The organism is Sphingomonas faeni, assembly GCF_030817315.1.
GTDB lineage: Bacteria > Pseudomonadota > Alphaproteobacteria > Sphingomonadales > Sphingomonadaceae > Sphingomonas > Sphingomonas faeni_C.
Genome location: NZ_JAUSZF010000001.1, coordinates 2131619 through 2147060, shown reverse-complemented (window position 1 = coordinate 2147060; position 15442 = coordinate 2131619). Strand labels below are relative to the sequence as shown.

The window sequence follows — 15442 nt, the reverse complement described above, 5'->3', positions numbered from 1 at the left end:
CGTTTGTCGTATCAAGACGGCAGGGATTCCACGTGGCGGCAGAACAGGGCGGCAAGATCGATCCGATGCACCAGTTCCTGATCGAGCCGGCGTTCGGCTCGCACTGGATCGTAGGTGGCTATGACCTGTCGTTCACCAACTCCGCATTGTGGATGGTGGTGACGCTGGTCGCCCTTTGGGCGTTCATGATCGGTGGCATGAAGCGTGAGCTCGTGCCCGGTCGCTGGCAGATGGCGGTCGAGGGCTTCACCGGCTTCATCTCGGGCATGCTCGAGCAGAATGTCGGCCCCGGCGGCAAGCGCTTCGTGCCCTATGTCTTCTCGCTGTTCATGTTCATCCTGTTCGCGAACATCATCGGCCTGCTGCCGTTCGGCATCGTCCCCGGCGTGCATCCGTTCACCGTGACCAGCCACATGACCGTCACCGGCGTGCTGGCGCTGATCAGCTTCGCGATCGTGCTGCTCGTCGGCTTCGGCAAGCACGGCTTCCACTTCTTCTCGCTGTTCGTGCCGAGCGGCACGCCGGCGCTGATGATCCCGCTGATCTTCGTGGTCGAGCTGATGTCGTTCCTGGTGCGTCCGTTCTCGCTCGGTCTGCGACTGTTCGTGGCGATGACCGCGGGGCACATCCTGCTCAAGGTGCTGGCCGCGTTCGTGATCAACGGTCTGAACCTCGGCGGGATGTATATCGGTCTGGTGACCGCGCCGAGCATGCTGCTGATGATCGGCATCACGCTGCTCGAGCTGCTGGTCGCCGCGATCCAGGCATACGTGTTCGCGTTGCTGACGTCGGTCTATCTGAACGACGCCGTCAACCTGCACTAAGTTTTCTATTTACCAACTGATTTTCAAAGGGAATTTATCATGGACGTCAACGCAGCAAAGATGATCGGTGCCGGCCTCGCAGCGATCGGCATGGGCCTCGCGGCCCTCGGCGTGGGCAATGTGTTCGCACAGTTCCTCGCCGGCGCTCTCCGCAACCCGGGCGCAGCCGACAGCCAGCAGGGCCGTCTGTTCATCGGTTTCGCAGCAGCCGAGCTTCTCGGCCTGCTCGCATTCGTCACCATGATCATCCTGGTGTTCGTCGCCTAACCACTCGGTGATTTGGCCGGGCAACCGCGCCCGGCCGGATTAACGCAGGACAGACCAATGCCCCAGATTGCCCAGATAGCCGCCACCTACGCCTCGCAGATCTTCTGGCTGCTCCTCACCTTCGGCATCCTGTATTTCGGGATCGGCAAGGGAATGGTGCCAAAGATCGTGTCCAACGTGGACTCGCGCGAAGGCCGGATCGCTGGCGATCTGGCGGCGGCGGTCGCTGCTCGTGCGCAGGCCGATACGGTCCAGGCGAACTGGCAGGCCGAAATGGACGCGGCGCGTACCGCGGCGCAGGCCGAGACCGCTGCCGCTGCGAAGCGTGCGGCTATTGCATTCGAGCAGCAGGTTCATGCGGCCGATGCCGAACTCGCCGAGCGTCTGGGTCATCACGATCTGGCGGTAGCCAACGCGAAGGCCGAGGCTCTCGCTAACCTTCAGGGTGTCGCCGCCGAGGCAGCACAGCAATTGGCCGCCAAGGTCGCAGGGCTCCAGGTCAGCCTGGATGCGGCGAGCGACGCGGTACGCAGGACGACGGCGCATGGCTAATCCAGATTCGGCCGCAAAGGTCATCCACGAAGAGGGCATGGCGCCCGAAGGTGCGATCGACAACCAGGGCATCCAGGGTCACACGACTGCACCCGGCGGTGTCGAGCATGTTCCCGATCCGACCGCGCTCGGCCTGACCTCGACCGGTTGGGTCGCGGTGGCGATGATCGTCGTCATCCTGCTGATGATCTGGAAGAAGGTTCCGGGGATGATCGGCAAGATGCTCGACACGCGCATCGCCGGCATCCGCAACCAGCTCGACGAAGCCAAGGCGCTCCGTGCCGAAGCCGAAGCGATCCGCACCGAATACGAGGCAAAGGCCAAGACCGCGCACGTCGAAGCCGAAGCGATGAAGGCTCACGCGCATCACGAAGCTGCGGCGATCATCGCCAAGGCCAAAGCCGGCGCCGAGGACCTCATGACCCGCCGCGCGAAGATGGCCGAAGACAAGATCGCCGCCGCAGAACGCGCCGCAATCGCCGAAGTCCGCGCGCGCGCCGCCGATGCCGCGGCCAAGGCCGCCGGCATCCTGATCGCCGAGCACCACGACGCCGCCGCCGACCGCGCCATGGTCGACCGCTCCATCTCGGGTCTCAGCCGCCTGAACTGATCCTACTCCTCTCCCCTCGGGGGAGAGGAAGGGGCCCGCTGCGAAGCAGTGGGAAGGTGAGGGCACGTGTCCCTCCCGCAACACATCATTATCGACGGCCGTCTCTTCCCGGGTTTCCGGCGGCCGAGTCTCCAATCTGAGCCCGTTGGAGAACACGCATGTCCTGGCTCATCCTCGCCGTCGCCGTCGTAACCGAAATCTGCTGGGCGCTCAGCCTCAAATGGGCGGCCACCGTCGCCACATGGCAGGCCTCCAGCGTCCCGATCATCCTCAGCTTCGTCAACATGGGCCTGCTCGCCCTCGCGATGCGCGGCCTCCCCGCCGGCACCGCCTACGCGATCTGGACCGGCGCAGGCGCGATCGGCGTCATCATCGGCGGCGTCATCCTGTTCGGCGACAAAGTCAGCGGCATCCAGGCCTGCTTCATGGCCCTGACCGTGGTCGGCATCGTCGGCACCAAGATCTTCGCGCAAGCGTGACTCTCTTCGCCCGCAGGGCATGAAGAAACGTGACTCTCTTCGCCCGCAGGGCATGAAGAAAGTTGATTCACGCGAAGGCGCAAAGGCGCGAAGAGAAGCTGGGTTCACGCGGAGACGCGGAGACGCGGAGCTGTTGTGTTCCGGGCTAATGCCCCGAGCAACCGCAAGCGGATATTAGCCTCCGGCGGTTTTAAGCGAAGGTTATCGATCTAAACTTCTCGCCGCGGCTCCGCGTCTCCGCGTGAACCAAAACTGCTCCTTCTCTTCGCGCCATCGCGCCTTCGCGTGAACATCACTGCCTCCCGCTGGCATAACCCCCTCGCACTCCCTAGATTCCGAAGCGATGTCCTCCCCCAATTCCCCCGACCGGTTCAACGAAGACAAATCCACCTTCGCCGTCCGAGGCGGCGGTGAAGCGCCCGATCTCGCGGCCGGCGTGGCGGCGATTCGCAACGTGCTCGAAACTCTGCCGATCCGCCCCGGCGTCTACCGCATGCAGGACGCCCGCGGCGACGTGCTCTACGTCGGCAAGGCGCGCGCGCTCAGGAACCGCGTCGCCAACTACGTCCAGGTAGAGCGCCTCACCAAGCGCCTCCAGCGGATGGTGTCGCAGACCCGGTCGATGACGATCGTCACCACCAACAACGAGGCCGAGGCGCTGCTGCTCGAATCGCAGCTGATCAAGCGGTACCGCCCCGCCTACAACGTGCTGCTGCGCGACGATAAGAGCTTCCCGTTCATCCTCCTGCGCGACGACCACGCCTTCCCGCGCGTCCAGAAGCATCGCGGCGCGCGCCGGGCGAAGGGCAATTACTACGGGCCGTTCGCCAGCGCCGGGTCGGTCAACAACACGCTCAACGCGCTCCAGAAGCTGTTTCTCCTGCGCAGTTGCACCGACAGCTTCTTCAAGACGCGCGACCGGCCGTGCCTGCTCTACCAGATCAAGCGCTGCTCCGCGCCGTGCGTCGGGCGGATCGACGAAGCGGCGTACAAGGAACTGGTCGAGGATGCGAAGGCGTTCCTCGGCGGCAAGTCGACCGGCGTGCAGGCCAAGCTCGGCGCGCAGATGCAGGCCGCCGCGGAGAACATGGACTTCGAACTCGCGGCTTTGCTCCGCGACCGTCTCCGCGCGCTCACCTTCATCCAGGGCACGCAGGCGATCAACGCGGAAGGGGTGGGCGACGCCGACATCTTCGCGATGGCGTGCAAGGACGGCCTGATCGGTATCCAGGCGTTCTTCATCCGCGGCGGTCAGAACTGGGGCCATCGCAGCTTCTTCCCGCAGCACACCAACGACGTCCCCGAGGACGAGGTGCTGACCAGCTTCCTCGGCCAGTTCTACGAGGAGGTCCCGCCGCCCAAGCAGATACTGCTCGACCGCGACCTCCCCGAGGGCGCGCTGCTCGTCGAGGCACTCGGCGAGCGCGCCGGCTACAAGGTCGCGCTGCAGGTGCCACAACGTGGCGACCGCCGCCGCCTGATGGACCAGGCCAAGCGCAACGCGATCGAGGCGATCGAGCGCCGCCAGGCCGAATCGACCACGCAGGCCAAACTCCTGCGCGAGGTCGCCGACCTGTTCGACCTCGCCGAGCCCCCGCAACGCATCGAGATCTACGACAACAGCCACATCCAGGGCACCGCCGCGACCGGCGCGATGGTCGTCGCCGGCCCCGAGGGCTTCCGCAAGGGCCAGTATCGAAAGTTCAACATCAAGAACAAGGATACCGCGCCGGGCGACGATTTCGCGATGATGCGCGAGGTTTTCACGCGGCGGTTCTCGCGCGCGCAGGCCGAAGACCCGGATCGGGATTCGGGCGACTGGCCCGATCTGGTGCTGATCGACGGCGGCAAGGGCCAACTCAACACGGTGAAGGCCGCGCTCGAAGAGATCGGCGTCGAGGACGTGTGCCTCGTCGGGATCGCCAAGGGCCCCGAACATGGCCGTGATGGCCGAGAAGTGTTTCACATGCTCGACGGCCGCGAGTTCCAGCTGCCGGTCAACGCGCCGGTGCTGTTCTACCTCCAGCGCCTCCGCGACGAGGTCCACCGGTTCGCAATCGGCGTCCACCGCGACAAGCGCAGTAAGGCGATCGGCGCCAGCCCGCTCGACGAAGTCCCCGGCATCGGCCCCGCACGCAAGAAGGCGTTGCTGATGCACTTCGGCACCGGCCGCGCGGTCCGCAATGCGAGCCTCCAGGACCTGCAACAGGCGCCCGGGGTATCCGCGGGCGTCGCACAACAAGTCTACGACTTCTACCACTCGCGCTAACGTCCCCGCTCGCGGCGTACCTGAAGCCCGCGCATCCCAAGCCGGAAGCAGAACGGTTGCGTCGGAACGGCCGAGGCTCGAAGGTAGATCATGCACCTCCGCGCAACCGCCATCGTCGTCGCCGTTCGCCAACACGGCGAGCATGGCGCGATCGTGCGTGCGCTCACCCGCGGCGACGGCGTGCAGCCCGGCTATGTCCGTGGTGGTCGCTCGCGCGCGATGCGGCCGGTGCTGCTCCAGGCCAATGTCATCCAGGGCGAATGGCGCGCACGGACGGGCGAACAACTCGCGTCGTTGACCGCCGAGCTGGTTCACAGCCGTGCGACGCTCCACGGCGAGCCGCTCGCAGCCGGTGCGTTGGAATGGGCGACCGCGCTGACCGCCGCCGCCCTGCCGGAGGCGCAACCCTATCCGCATATCCACGATGCGCTCGACGGCGTGCTGAGCGCGATCGAGGGGGCACCGTCCGCCCGCGGCTGGGCGGCGGCGTTGGTTCGCTATGAATTGCTGATGCTGGCGGAACTGGGGTTCGGGCTCGATCTCGATCGGTGCGTGGCTACCGGCGCAATCGACGACCTCGCGTTCGTCTCCCCCCGGAGTGGCGCGGCGGTTTCGCGCGGGGCGGCGTTCGGATACGAGGCAAAATTACTGCGCTTGCCCGACTTCCTGATGGTCGGCGGCGAGGCGGAGTGGACCGATATATTCGATGGCCTGCGTCTCACCGGACATTTCCTGGCGCGGGACATCCTCGTCGATCGCCGCGCCGATCCGCTGGCGGCGCGCGACAGGCTGGTGGATCGCCTCAAAAGGGCGGTTGCGTGAGCGCGCATCGCCCGGCAAGGGCGGCGGCGGAGGAACGCACATGCCCTTGATCGCGATACTGGCCGGTGACGGCATCGGACCCGAAGTCACGTCGGAGGCCCGCCGCGTGCTCGATACGCTCGGCCTCGACCTCACCTACGAAGAGGGTTTCGTCGGCGGCGCGGCCTACAAGGCGGTCGGGCATCCGCTCCCACCCGAAACGCTCGACCTCGCGCGGCGTGCGGATGCGGTGCTGTTCGGTGCGGTCGGCGACCCCGATTGCGACAGTCTGGAGCGTCATCTTCGCCCGGAACAGGCAATCCTCGGCCTCCGCAAGGACCTCGGCCTGTTCGCCAACCTTCGCCCGGCCAAGCTGTTCGCCGGCCTGGAGGACGCGTCCGCGCTCCGCCCGGAGATCGCACGGTCGATCGACATGGTCATCGTCCGCGAACTCACCGGCGACGTGTATTTCGGCGCGAAGGGCATCCGCACCACCGCCGACGGCCTGCGCGAAGGCCATGACGAGATGCGCTACGACGAGAGGGAGATCGCGCGGATCGCCCGCGTTGGCTTCGAGACTGCGCGCACCCGGAAGGGCAAGCTGCTCTCGGTCGACAAGGCCAACGTGCTCGAAACCTCGCAGCTCTGGCGCGACGTCGTGATCGAGGTGTCGGCGGACTATCCCGACGTCGAACTCAGGCACATGTACGTCGACAACGCGGCGATGCAGATGGTGCGCAACCCCGGCCAGTTCGACGTGATCGTCACCGGCAATCTGTTCGGCGACATTCTGTCGGACGAGGCCTCGATGTGCGCGGGCTCGATCGGCATGCTGCCGTCCGCTGCGCTCGATGGCACCGGCCGCGGCATGTACGAACCGATCCACGGCAGCGCGCCCGACATCGCCGGGCAGGGCAAGGCCAACCCGTGCGCCGCGATCCTTTCCGCCGCGATGATGCTGCGCCATTCGCTCGGCCTGCCCGACGCCGCCGACCGGATCGAGGCGGCGGTCGCGGCGGCGATCCTCAGCGGCGCGCGCACGCCCGATCTCGGCGGCACGCTGTCGACCCGCCAGATGGGTGACGTGGTGCTGGCAAACCTCTCCTGAACAGCCGGTGATCGGCGACGCGCTCGAACTCGGGCTCGTCATCCCGACGTTCAACGAAAAGGCCAACGTCGCGACCTTGATCGCCAGGCTCGACCTGGCATTGGCCGGGCGCAACTGGGAGGCGATCTTCGTCGACGACGACAGTCCCGACGATACCGCCGGCGCCGCGCGCGCGATCGCACGACACGATCCGCGGGTTCGCGTGATCCAGCGGATCGGTCGCCGCGGGCTGTCGTCGGCCTGCATCGAGGGCATGTGCGCCACCGCGGCGCCGTTCGTCGCGGTGATCGACGGCGATCTCCAGCACGACGAGACGCTGTTGCCGGCGATGCTCGATCGCCTGCACCACGGCGAGACCGACGTGGTCATCGGCTCGCGCTTCGTCGCCGGCGGTGGCACCGGCGCATGGGACAGCGACCGCGTCGCCAAATCGGCGTTCGCGACCAGGCTGTCGCGCGCGGTGCTGAAGGCCGATCTCAGCGACCCGATGAGCGGCTTCTTCATGATCCGCACCGATATCGTCCGCCGCCTCGCGCCGTCGCTGTCGGCGATCGGTTTCAAGATCCTGCTGGACCTGCTCACCGCCTCGCCACAGCCGCTGCGCTTCGTCGAGCTTCCCTACACCTTCCGCGTCCGCGTTGAGGGTGAGAGCAAACTCGATCACGTCGTCGCGCTGGAATATCTGATCGCGATCTACGACCGGATGTTCGGGCGGTTCGTGCCCGTGCGGTTCGCGATGTTCTCGGCGATCGGGCTGCTCGGCGTCGGCATCCACATGGCCGTGCTGACCGCGTTGTTCATGGGCCTCGGCGCGCAGTTTCTCGCGAGCGAGATCCTCGCGACCTTCGTGGCGCTCACCTTCAACTTCTTCCTCAACAATGCGCTGACCTATCGCGATCGGCGTCTGAAGGGCTGGCGGCAACTGGTCGACGGCTGGGTGTCGTTCGCGGTGATCTGCTCGGTCGGCGCCGTCGCGAACGTCGGCATCGCCGCCTTCCTGTACGAGATGCGCGACGGCGCTTGGGCGGCGTCGGCGCTGGTCGGCGTGCTGGTCGGCGCGGTCTGGAACTACGCGCTGTCCTCGAAATTCACCTGGGGCCGCTACTGAACCTTCTGGCCCCCCTCCCTGAAAGGGAGGGGCTGGGGGGTGGGTAGGCCAGCTTTTGTCGCGACCGTTCCTCGATCCGGAACCCGACCCACCCCCAACCCCTCCCTTCCAGGGAGGGGCGAATGAAGCCACCACCCCCCGCAAGGCTTGTCATCCCGGCTCCCCCCCGGCAAAGCGGCGCGCATGAAGCGCAAGACCGGCCAGGATCGTTCGATCACTCAGAATTGGCGTCCCGCGACGCGCGCCATCCGCGGCGGCACCGCCCGCAGCGAATATGGCGAGACGTCGGAGGCGTTGTTCCTCACCTCGGGCTATTGCTACGACAAGGCCGGCGACGCCGCGGCGCGCTTTGCCGGCGAGCAGGAGGGGATGACCTATTCCCGCCTCCAGAACCCGACCGTCCAGATGCTCGAGGAACGGATCGCGCTGATCGAGGGCGCCGAGGCGTGCCGGACGATGGCGACCGGCATGGCGGCGATGACCGCCGCGCTACTGTGCCAGCTCCAGACCGGCGATCACCTCGTCGGCGGGCGCGCCGCGTTCGGCTCGTGCCGCTGGCTTACGGACACGCTGCTCCCGAAGTTCGGGATCGCCACGACGATCGTCGATGCGCGCGATCCGCAGGCGTTCCTCGACGCGGTCCGCCCGGAGACGAAGGTGTTCTTCTTCGAGACGCCCGCCAACCCGACGATGGACATCGCCGACCTGAAGGCGATCTGCGACATCGCGCGGGAGCGCGGCATCACGACGGTGGTCGACAACGCGTTCGCGACACCGGCCTTGCAGCGGCCGATGGAGTTCGGCGCGGACGTCACCGCCTACAGCGCGACCAAGATGATGGACGGACAGGGCCGCGTGCTCGCCGGCGCGGTCTGCGGGACCGAAGATTTCATCACCAACACGCTGCTGCCCTTCACGCGCAACACCGGCCCGACCCTGTCGCCGTTCAATGCGTGGGTGGTCCTCAAGGGCCTCGAGACGCTCGACCTGCGGATCCACCGCCAGTCCGAAAACGCGATGAAGGTCGGCGAATTCCTCGAAGGCCGCGTACCGCGCGTGCTGCATCCCTTCCTGCCGAGCCACCCGCAGCACGAACTGGCGATGCGCCAGATGGACGCGTGCGGGCCGATCTTCGCATTCGAGGTCGAGGGCCGCGAACAGGCGCACGCACTGCTCGACGCGCTGGAGTTGGTCGACATCTCGAACAACATCGGCGACTCGCGCTCGCTGATGACGCATCCGGCATCGACCACGCACGCCAGCGTCTCCCCCGACAAGCAGATCGAGATGGGCGTGACCGAGGGGCTTCTCCGAATCAACGTCGGCCTCGAAGACGCGCAGGACGTGATCGACGATCTCGACCAGGCGTTGCGTCAGGCAGGCCTATGAAAGCGCTGTTCCCCAACGCGGCGACGACCGATGGGGTGACGGTGCGCGTGTCGGTCAGTTACCTTCCCGAACAGTCCGAGCCCGAGCGCGGCCGCTGGTTCTGGGCGTATCACATCCGCCTCGAGAACGAGGGCGAGGAGAGCGTGCAACTGCTCACCCGCCACTGGGTGATCACCGACGGCCGCGGCGCGCGCCATTCGGTCGAGGGCGAGGGCGTGGTCGGCGAACAGCCCGTGATCGAACCCGGCGCGAGCTTCGACTATGTCTCGGGTTGCCCACTCGCGACGCCGACGGGCGCGATGCAGGGCAGCTACCAGATGGTCCGCGAAGACGGCGCCCTGTTCGCCGTCGAAATCCCCCGCTTTTCGCTGTTCGCGCCCGCGGTGCTGAATTGAGGAATCCGCGATGAAGCGCACGCATCTCCCCCTGAACGGCCTGCGCGTGCTCGACGCGGCTGCGCGGCATCTGTCGTTTACGCGCGCTGCCGACGAACTCGCAGTGACGCCGGCGGCGGTCGGTCAGCAGATCCGTGCGCTTGAGGATACGCTTGGCGTCGTGCTGTTCCGCCGCACCACGCGCGGGCTGGAGCTGACGCCCGAGGCCGAGGCGGGTCTCGGCGCACTCCGCGGTGGCTTCCTCCAGTTCGAGGAAGCCGTGCGCGCGATGCAGGCGGGGCAGTCGTCGAAATCGCTGACTATCGCCGCGCCGCGCGACCTGACCGAGAAGTGGCTGATGCCGCGCCTCGCGCAGATCGCCGAAGCCGATCCCGAACTTCGCTTCGTGCTGATCACCGCCGACGAGAATGTCGACTTCACCGAAGCCAATCTCGATCTCGCGATCCGCTGGGGCGATGGCCCGGGCGAGCATGAGGGCGAGGCGCTTGAGTCGGAGGGCATGGTGACGATCGCCAGGCCCGGCACCGACAGCGAAGCCGCAATCGCATGGTCGGGCCCCAGCGAACCGGGGGACGGCGTCGCGCTGGTCCGCGTCACCGACGCCGGACTAGCGATCGACGCAGCCGCGGCGGGACTTGGCCGCGCGACCGTCCCCGAACTGCTCGCCCGCCGCGATCTGGCGCAGGCGCGTGTGCAGCTGATCGGCGAGTCGCAGCCGTCGAAGGGCGGCTATTGGCTGGTCGCCCCGCTTCCGCAGTGGCGCCAGAAGAAGGTCCGGGCGCTCGTGGACGCGCTCACCGCGTGAGGCAGCCGGGACGCAGACCACGGCGCGCCGGCGTATCGCCGGTACTGAAGACGCGACGGCTGCGGCTGCGTCCGCTCGTCGAGGGCGACGCGACCGCGTTGCACCCGATGCTCGCCGATGCGGAGCTGATGGCGTATTCGGCGGACGGCCCGCTTGGCAGCGTCGACGACGTCCGCATCTACCTCGCCGAGGAGGCCGCGCCGGGCAACCAGCGCACCTGGGCGATCACCCGCACCGGCGACGACCGCGCGATCGGCTGGGTCTCGGGGAGCGAGGCCGACGGGGCAGGGGTGACCGAGATCGGCTTCATCCTCGCGCGCGAGGCCTGGGGGCGCGGGATCGCGCGTGAGGCCGTGTCCGCGGTGATCGACCGTCTGTTCGCGGAAGGCGGCAGCCGCGTATTCGCCGACGCGGATACCGAGAATACCGCATCGATCCTGTTGCTGGAGCGGTTGGGATTTCGCCGCGAACGCCTGCTACGCGACGAATGGGAGACGCATCTGGGGCTGCGCGACAGCCTGATCTTCGGGCTGTGCGCGGATAGCTGGCAGGCCGCCGGGCGGGCCTGAGCTTCATTCATTCTGCTGTTCTCCTGCGAACGCAGGAGCCCAGGATCACGAACGTCACCCTCGGTAACCCTGGACCCCCGCCTGCGCGGGGGAACGACAGGAAGCGTGCGTCGCGTGTTCCAGTCAGCGCTTTGTGCGTACGCGGTACGCCTACCGCCCCGCCAGCAACGCCAAAGCGCGCCCCATCAACCCCGCGAACCGAACCTCGTTCACCGCATCATCCGCCCGGTGCCAGTTCCCGGTAGCCGCATACCAACGCCCGTCCTTCGCCTGCACCAGGTAGTTCAAGCTCAGCACCCCCGGCTCGCCACCACCCTTGAACCCGACATACCCAAACCGCTTGGCGATCGCCGGATCGAGCCCCGCGTTGACGGCGAGGATCGCCCGAGTCGTAGCATCCGCGCCGCGCAACCGATCCAGCACCCCCGCCATCGCCGCCGGGCTCGCAAACCATTCGACGCTGTCGATCGCCACCGGCTTCCCCGCGAACACGGTCGGATCCAGCTTGGCCGTGGCGAACTTCACCGCATTGTCGGCAAGCAACGCCCGCCGCTCGTCCACCGACCCCGCCGCCCACGCCTTGGTCAGCGCCGGATCACCCTTCAGCACGAACATCTCGCGCGTGGTCATGACCGGCACGCGGCCGCCCGCCGCCTCCGCCATCGCATCGACCTTCGCCCGCCCGAGCGTCGTCAGCAGCTTTTCGACGGTCGTCGAGAATTACGCCTTCGGCACCTTCTCGCGGAAACTCGCAGCAAAATCTGCGTCATACGCGCCGCGGCCATCAAGGATCGCGACCAGCGCCTCCGCCTTCGCCCGCAACACCGGGTCCGCCACCGCCAACGCCACGCGCCAAAGCGCGAGGCCTCGCATCAGTTCTTCAGCTTCCACCCGCTCTTCAGCAACCGGTAGCAGAGCGTCGCCAGTACCAGATCGATCACCAGGATCACGATCCCGCCGATCATCACCGGCGAATCGGCAATCCCGAGGAACCCGTAGCGAAAGCCCGAGATGATGTAGAAGAACGGGTTCGCATGGCTGAACGCGCGGAACGCGGGCGCCAGCTTGTCGACCGAATAGAACGTCCCCGACAACAGCGACAGCGGCGCGATCACGAAGTTTGTGACCGCCGCCGCATGATCGAACTTGTCCGCCCAGATCGACGTCAGCACGCCGAGCAGCGCGAGGAACACCGCGCCCAGAAAGCCGAACCAGATGATGGCGAGCGGTGCATGCGGCGTCACGTGCACGCCCGGATACAGCGCCATCGCCGCCCACACGACGATCCCGACGATCACTGCGCGAGTGACTGCACCGCCAACCAGCGCGGCCAGCAATTCACCCGTCGCCAAGGGCGGCTGGAGATAATCCACGATCGTGCCCTGCATCTTGCCGACCAGCAGCGAAAAGCTCGCATTGGCGAACGCCGGGCCCATCATGCCCTGCGCGATGATCAGCCCCGGCGCGATGAAATCGGCGAACGCGACGATCTGGCCATCGACCGGAACCGGGCTTCTCGCGCCCGTCGCGATGGTGAACACGATCAGAAAAAGCAGGGTGGTAATCGCCGGCGCCCACACCGTCTGAAGCTGCACCTTGAAGAACCGGCGCACCTCCTTGATATAGAGGGTTCGCAATCCCTCCCAGTTCACGCTCTTGATGACGGGAACGCCGGGGGCGGAATGTACCGCCGAATGGATTTCACCGATTGGGGGCTGGCTGCTCATGGAGGTTGCGGGTAATCGCTGCCGCTGCTGCCCGCAACCCGGCTGACGTAGACTAAGGAACGAACATGTCCTGGACCGACGAGCGCATCCAGACGCTCAAGACGATGTGGGAGGCCGGCCAGACCGCCAGCCAGATCGCCGAAGCATTGGGTGGCGTTAGCCGCAACGCCGTCATCGGCAAGGCCCACCGCCTCGAGCTACAGGCGCGCCCGTCGCCGGTGAAGCCGAACGATCCCGAAGCCAAGGCGGCGGCTGCGGCCGAAGCAGCAGCGTCGGCATCGGCTGCAGCAACACCGGCTCCCGAGCCGGTCGCCGCACCGGAACCGGGCGAGGTCGAGGCCCCCAAGCCCGCACCGGTCGTACCGCCCGTCGTGGCAGCAGCCAAGCCCGCTGCACCGGTCGAGCCAGAGCCGGTCGCCGAAGAACCCGAGGACGAAGAGGACGAAGACGAGGACGAGGCTGCTCCGGCCGTCGTCGCCCCAGTTCGCGCGCCCCAGCCGATCCTACGCTCGGTCGGCCCCGGCGGCTTCCTCCGCCAGGCCCCCGGCGAGCAGCAGCCGCCAAGCACGCCCGCCCCGCCGCGTCGCCTCGTCCCCGCCAAGCCGTCCGCCGAGATGGCGAACAAGACGAGCCTGCTCGAACTGAACGACCGCATCTGCAAATGGCCGCTCGGCCATCCCGGCGAGCCCGACTTTCACTTCTGCGGCAAGGCAGTAAACCCCGGCTTCCCGTATTGCGTCGATCATTGCGGCCACGCGTATCAGGCACAGTTGCCCCGTCGCGATCGCCGTCCGACTCCGCCACTGCCGTTCGGCGGCCCGCGGCCTCGGTGAGCCTGTTCTGGAGGTGGGCTCCGTAAACCACCTCCGCCGCCTTAACGCGCTCCCGTCATCCTGACGAAAGTCAGGACCCAGGATACCAAGCGGCGACGTATTTGGCTCTGGGTCCTGACTTTCGTCAGGATGACGGAGCGGGTGGGGCACCGCTGACTCACAAACCGCGAGCAAAATGCCGCGTCCTCGTTCGGGGATGCGGCCTTTTTCAAAACTGCTACCACCCCGACTTCAAGAGGCACCACCCCGGCGAAGGCCGGGGCCCAACTGGGAAGGTGTTGGTAATCGTGCGCTTCGCTCTGTTAGCAACGTTCCCCAGTTGGGCCCCGGCCTCCACCGGGGTGGTACGTAGGGAGGAGCATGCTTTCCTTGTTCTCCCGCGAAGGCGGGAGCCCAGTCTGATTCCCCGCCTTCGCGGGGAAACAACCTTTGGCGGGCAACGGTCTCAGTGCCGGAACGTGCTAAGTCGAAGTACGCTGATAAAGTAGGCCACGCCCCCACAACACCCTCCCGTCATCCTGACGAAAGTCAGGACCCAGGATACCGAGCGGCAACGTATCTGGCTCTGCGCCCTGACTTTCGCCAGGATGGCGAAGCGTGTGGATCACCACTTGGAACATCGAACGTGCAAAAGAAAAAGGCCGCGTCCTCACCTGAGGAAGCGGCCTTCTTCACACCTCGCTAGCCATGGGCAAAGCCCATGTCGTCGGACGCGGCGAGCCGCGCCGGCCGGGCTCGGGCGAGTCCGCTGCCAGCGTGGCAGCGGCCGCCCTTCGCCTCAAAACCTAAACGCAGCCGTGGCGCGCAGGCTGTGCCAGCGGAAATCGTCGAAGCTGCGGCGGAAGTCCGTCCCCGACGCATTGCCGCGCGTGAAGGGACCGCCAGCGGGACCGCCCGATGCGCGGACGCGGTAGTCGGTGTCCTGATACTGGTGGTACTGATACTCAAGGCCCACCGAGAAGTTGCGACCCAGCTTCTGCTCGATGCCGCCGCCACCGACGATGCCCCATTCCTTGCTGCCACCGTTGGTGGTGAAGGTGTTCGCCGTGTTGCCGGTCGTGAAGCTGTTGTCGATGTTGGCATAGCCGACGCCGAACGTGCCGTAGAACAGCGTCGTGTTCGCCGCATAGCCCAGGCGGCCGCGTGCCGATGCTTCCCACTTCAGGTCGCGCGTCATCGTGTAGAAGGCAGGCGTGGTGCTGAACGCCGAGACGCTGTCGCTGATCTCGTTCTTGCCGAACTCGCCGACCACGCCGACGACGATGTTGCCGCGCTGGTAATCCGCGCCGACGCGTGCCGAATAGCCGATGCCGTCCTTGTCGCTACGGCAGCCACGGCCACCGACCGCAGGCGCGATGTTGCTGGTCGCACGGCCGTTGCAGAAGCCCGGCGAGAACGCGTTGGCTACGGTCGCAGTCGAGATGGTGTCGCCGAAGACGCCATCCAGATTGCGATCGAATGCGATCGACTCGCCGTCGTCGTTGGGCTGCACGTCATAGCCGAACGAGCCGCCGACATAGACGCCGCTGAACGGCGCGTCGTCGGTCATGTCCTGTGCGGCGGCGGGTGCCGCGAAACCCAAAGCGGCAACGCCTGCAAGCGCCACCATCATCGTCTTGTTCATATTCACTCCCGGAAATTTCATGACAGGTTTTTCATAAACGGCCGATCGCGGGAAAATTATGCAGCTAGATTAACAATCTGCG

18 protein-coding genes are annotated in these 15442 nt (G+C 66.6%); 14 read left to right on the top strand and 4 right to left on the bottom strand.

Going from position 1 to position 15442, the window contains the following annotated elements; translation table 11 throughout:
- Positions 1 to 65 precede the first annotated feature (65 nt).
- The 13 genes from QFZ54_RS09940 (at position 66) to QFZ54_RS09880 (ending at position 11176) form a co-directional block, all read left to right on the top strand.
- Entirely contained in the window at positions 66 to 824 is a 759-nt protein-coding gene (locus tag QFZ54_RS09940) for a F0F1 ATP synthase subunit A (protein WP_060527334.1), read from the top strand.
- Between the two features lie 39 nt (positions 825 to 863).
- The gene (locus tag QFZ54_RS09935; RefSeq protein WP_031394300.1) at positions 864 to 1091 is read left to right on the top strand and encodes a F0F1 ATP synthase subunit C; all 228 of its coding nucleotides are present in this window, start codon (positions 864 to 866) and stop codon (positions 1089 to 1091) included.
- Between the two features lie 57 nt (positions 1092 to 1148).
- Complete coding sequence (locus QFZ54_RS09930) at positions 1149 to 1643, top strand: F0F1 ATP synthase subunit B family protein (RefSeq protein WP_307086799.1); 495 nt, start codon at positions 1149 to 1151, stop codon at positions 1641 to 1643.
- Between the two features lie 37 nt (positions 1644 to 1680).
- Positions 1681 to 2253, top strand: a complete 573-nt coding sequence (locus QFZ54_RS09925; RefSeq protein WP_373458592.1) for a F0F1 ATP synthase subunit B family protein — start codon at positions 1681 to 1683, stop codon at positions 2251 to 2253.
- Positions 2254 to 2411: 158 nt separating this feature from the next.
- Positions 2412 to 2732: a DMT family transporter gene (locus tag QFZ54_RS09920; protein WP_307086796.1), complete on the top strand. Its 321-nt coding sequence runs from the start codon at positions 2412 to 2414 to the stop codon at positions 2730 to 2732.
- Between the two features lie 343 nt (positions 2733 to 3075).
- Positions 3076 to 5001 (top strand): excinuclease ABC subunit UvrC, encoded by a 1926-nt coding sequence (gene uvrC, locus QFZ54_RS09915; protein ID WP_307086794.1) that lies wholly within the window; start codon positions 3076 to 3078, stop codon positions 4999 to 5001.
- A 90-nt stretch (positions 5002 to 5091) separates the two neighbouring features.
- Entirely contained in the window at positions 5092 to 5823 is a 732-nt protein-coding gene (recO, locus tag QFZ54_RS09910) for a DNA repair protein RecO (RefSeq protein ID WP_307086792.1), read from the top strand.
- A 40-nt stretch (positions 5824 to 5863) separates the two neighbouring features.
- Complete coding sequence (gene leuB / locus QFZ54_RS09905; protein ID WP_307086789.1) at positions 5864 to 6910, top strand: 3-isopropylmalate dehydrogenase; 1047 nt, start codon at positions 5864 to 5866, stop codon at positions 6908 to 6910.
- A gap of 10 nt (positions 6911 to 6920) precedes the next feature.
- Positions 6921 to 8018 carry a glycosyltransferase family 2 protein gene (locus tag QFZ54_RS09900; protein ID WP_307089368.1) on the top strand — a complete coding sequence of 366 codons (1098 nt, stop codon included), beginning with the start codon at positions 6921 to 6923 and terminating at the stop codon, positions 8016 to 8018.
- A 183-nt stretch (positions 8019 to 8201) separates the two neighbouring features.
- The gene (locus QFZ54_RS09895) at positions 8202 to 9407 is read left to right on the top strand and encodes a trans-sulfuration enzyme family protein (RefSeq protein WP_307086787.1); all 1206 of its coding nucleotides are present in this window, start codon (positions 8202 to 8204) and stop codon (positions 9405 to 9407) included.
- Positions 9404 to 9802 carry a Co2+/Mg2+ efflux protein ApaG gene (apaG, locus tag QFZ54_RS09890; protein WP_307086785.1) on the top strand — a complete coding sequence of 133 codons (399 nt, stop codon included), beginning with the start codon at positions 9404 to 9406 and terminating at the stop codon, positions 9800 to 9802. Before QFZ54_RS09895 ends, apaG begins: the two co-directional genes overlap by 4 nt.
- A 10-nt stretch (positions 9803 to 9812) precedes the next feature.
- Positions 9813 to 10607, top strand: coding sequence for a LysR family transcriptional regulator (locus QFZ54_RS09885; protein ID WP_307086783.1), 795 nt, complete (start codon positions 9813 to 9815; stop codon positions 10605 to 10607).
- Entirely contained in the window at positions 10604 to 11176 is a 573-nt protein-coding gene (locus tag QFZ54_RS09880) for a GNAT family N-acetyltransferase (protein WP_307086781.1), read from the top strand. The genes QFZ54_RS09885 and QFZ54_RS09880 overlap by 4 nt, the downstream gene beginning before the upstream one ends.
- Before the next feature lie 150 nt (positions 11177 to 11326).
- Here the strand turns inward: QFZ54_RS09880 and QFZ54_RS09875 are convergent, their stop codons facing one another.
- Genes QFZ54_RS09875 through QFZ54_RS09865 form a run of 3 tightly spaced genes read right to left on the bottom strand, consistent with a single transcriptional unit; the run spans position 11327 to position 12903 of the window.
- On the bottom strand, positions 11327 to 11839 hold the full coding sequence (locus QFZ54_RS09875) for a hypothetical protein (RefSeq protein ID WP_307086779.1): 513 nt from the start codon (positions 11837 to 11839) through the stop codon (positions 11327 to 11329).
- A 57-nt stretch (positions 11840 to 11896) separates the two neighbouring features.
- Positions 11897 to 12049 (bottom strand): hypothetical protein, encoded by a 153-nt coding sequence (locus tag QFZ54_RS09870; protein ID WP_307086777.1) that lies wholly within the window; start codon positions 12047 to 12049, stop codon positions 11897 to 11899.
- Positions 12049 to 12903 carry an ABC transporter permease gene (locus QFZ54_RS09865; protein WP_307086774.1) on the bottom strand — a complete coding sequence of 285 codons (855 nt, stop codon included), beginning with the start codon at positions 12901 to 12903 and terminating at the stop codon, positions 12049 to 12051. The genes QFZ54_RS09870 and QFZ54_RS09865 overlap by 1 nt, the downstream gene beginning before the upstream one ends.
- Positions 12904 to 12968: 65 nt before the next feature.
- Between QFZ54_RS09865 and QFZ54_RS09860 the strand changes: the two genes are divergently transcribed.
- The gene (locus tag QFZ54_RS09860; protein WP_307086772.1) at positions 12969 to 13736 is read left to right on the top strand and encodes a GcrA family cell cycle regulator; all 768 of its coding nucleotides are present in this window, start codon (positions 12969 to 12971) and stop codon (positions 13734 to 13736) included.
- 778 nt (positions 13737 to 14514) lie between these two features.
- Here the strand turns inward: QFZ54_RS09860 and QFZ54_RS09855 are convergent.
- Entirely contained in the window at positions 14515 to 15360 is an 846-nt protein-coding gene (locus QFZ54_RS09855) for an outer membrane protein (RefSeq protein ID WP_307086770.1), read from the bottom strand.
- Positions 15361 to 15442 lie beyond the last annotated feature (82 nt).

What these genes read in the sequence shown, in the direction of transcription:
- QFZ54_RS09940 (WP_060527334.1), top strand. Translation starts at nt 66, where the DNA reads ATGCACCAGTTCCTGATCGAGCCGGCGTTCGGCTCGCACTGGATCGTA.
- QFZ54_RS09935 (WP_031394300.1), top strand. Translation starts at nt 864, where the DNA reads ATGGACGTCAACGCAGCAAAGATGATCGGTGCCGGCCTCGCAGCGATC.
- QFZ54_RS09930 (WP_307086799.1), top strand. Translation starts at nt 1,149, where the DNA reads ATGCCCCAGATTGCCCAGATAGCCGCCACCTACGCCTCGCAGATCTTC.
- QFZ54_RS09925 (WP_373458592.1), top strand. Translation starts at nt 1,681, where the DNA reads ATGGCGCCCGAAGGTGCGATCGACAACCAGGGCATCCAGGGTCACACG.
- QFZ54_RS09920 (WP_307086796.1), top strand. Translation starts at nt 2,412, where the DNA reads ATGTCCTGGCTCATCCTCGCCGTCGCCGTCGTAACCGAAATCTGCTGG.
- uvrC (WP_307086794.1), top strand. Translation starts at nt 3,076, where the DNA reads ATGTCCTCCCCCAATTCCCCCGACCGGTTCAACGAAGACAAATCCACC.
- recO (WP_307086792.1), top strand. Translation starts at nt 5,092, where the DNA reads ATGCACCTCCGCGCAACCGCCATCGTCGTCGCCGTTCGCCAACACGGC.
- leuB (WP_307086789.1), top strand. Translation starts at nt 5,864, where the DNA reads ATGCCCTTGATCGCGATACTGGCCGGTGACGGCATCGGACCCGAAGTC.
- QFZ54_RS09895 (WP_307086787.1), top strand. Translation starts at nt 8,202, where the DNA reads ATGAAGCGCAAGACCGGCCAGGATCGTTCGATCACTCAGAATTGGCGT.
- apaG (WP_307086785.1), top strand. Translation starts at nt 9,404, where the DNA reads ATGAAAGCGCTGTTCCCCAACGCGGCGACGACCGATGGGGTGACGGTG.
- QFZ54_RS09885 (WP_307086783.1), top strand. Translation starts at nt 9,813, where the DNA reads ATGAAGCGCACGCATCTCCCCCTGAACGGCCTGCGCGTGCTCGACGCG.
- QFZ54_RS09875 (WP_307086779.1), bottom strand. Translation starts at nt 11,839, where the DNA reads ATGGCGGAGGCGGCGGGCGGCCGCGTGCCGGTCATGACCACGCGCGAG.
- QFZ54_RS09870 (WP_307086777.1), bottom strand. Translation starts at nt 12,049, where the DNA reads ATGCGAGGCCTCGCGCTTTGGCGCGTGGCGTTGGCGGTGGCGGACCCG.
- QFZ54_RS09865 (WP_307086774.1), bottom strand. Translation starts at nt 12,903, where the DNA reads ATGAGCAGCCAGCCCCCAATCGGTGAAATCCATTCGGCGGTACATTCC.
- QFZ54_RS09860 (WP_307086772.1), top strand. Translation starts at nt 12,969, where the DNA reads ATGTCCTGGACCGACGAGCGCATCCAGACGCTCAAGACGATGTGGGAG.
- QFZ54_RS09855 (WP_307086770.1), bottom strand. Translation starts at nt 15,360, where the DNA reads ATGAACAAGACGATGATGGTGGCGCTTGCAGGCGTTGCCGCTTTGGGT.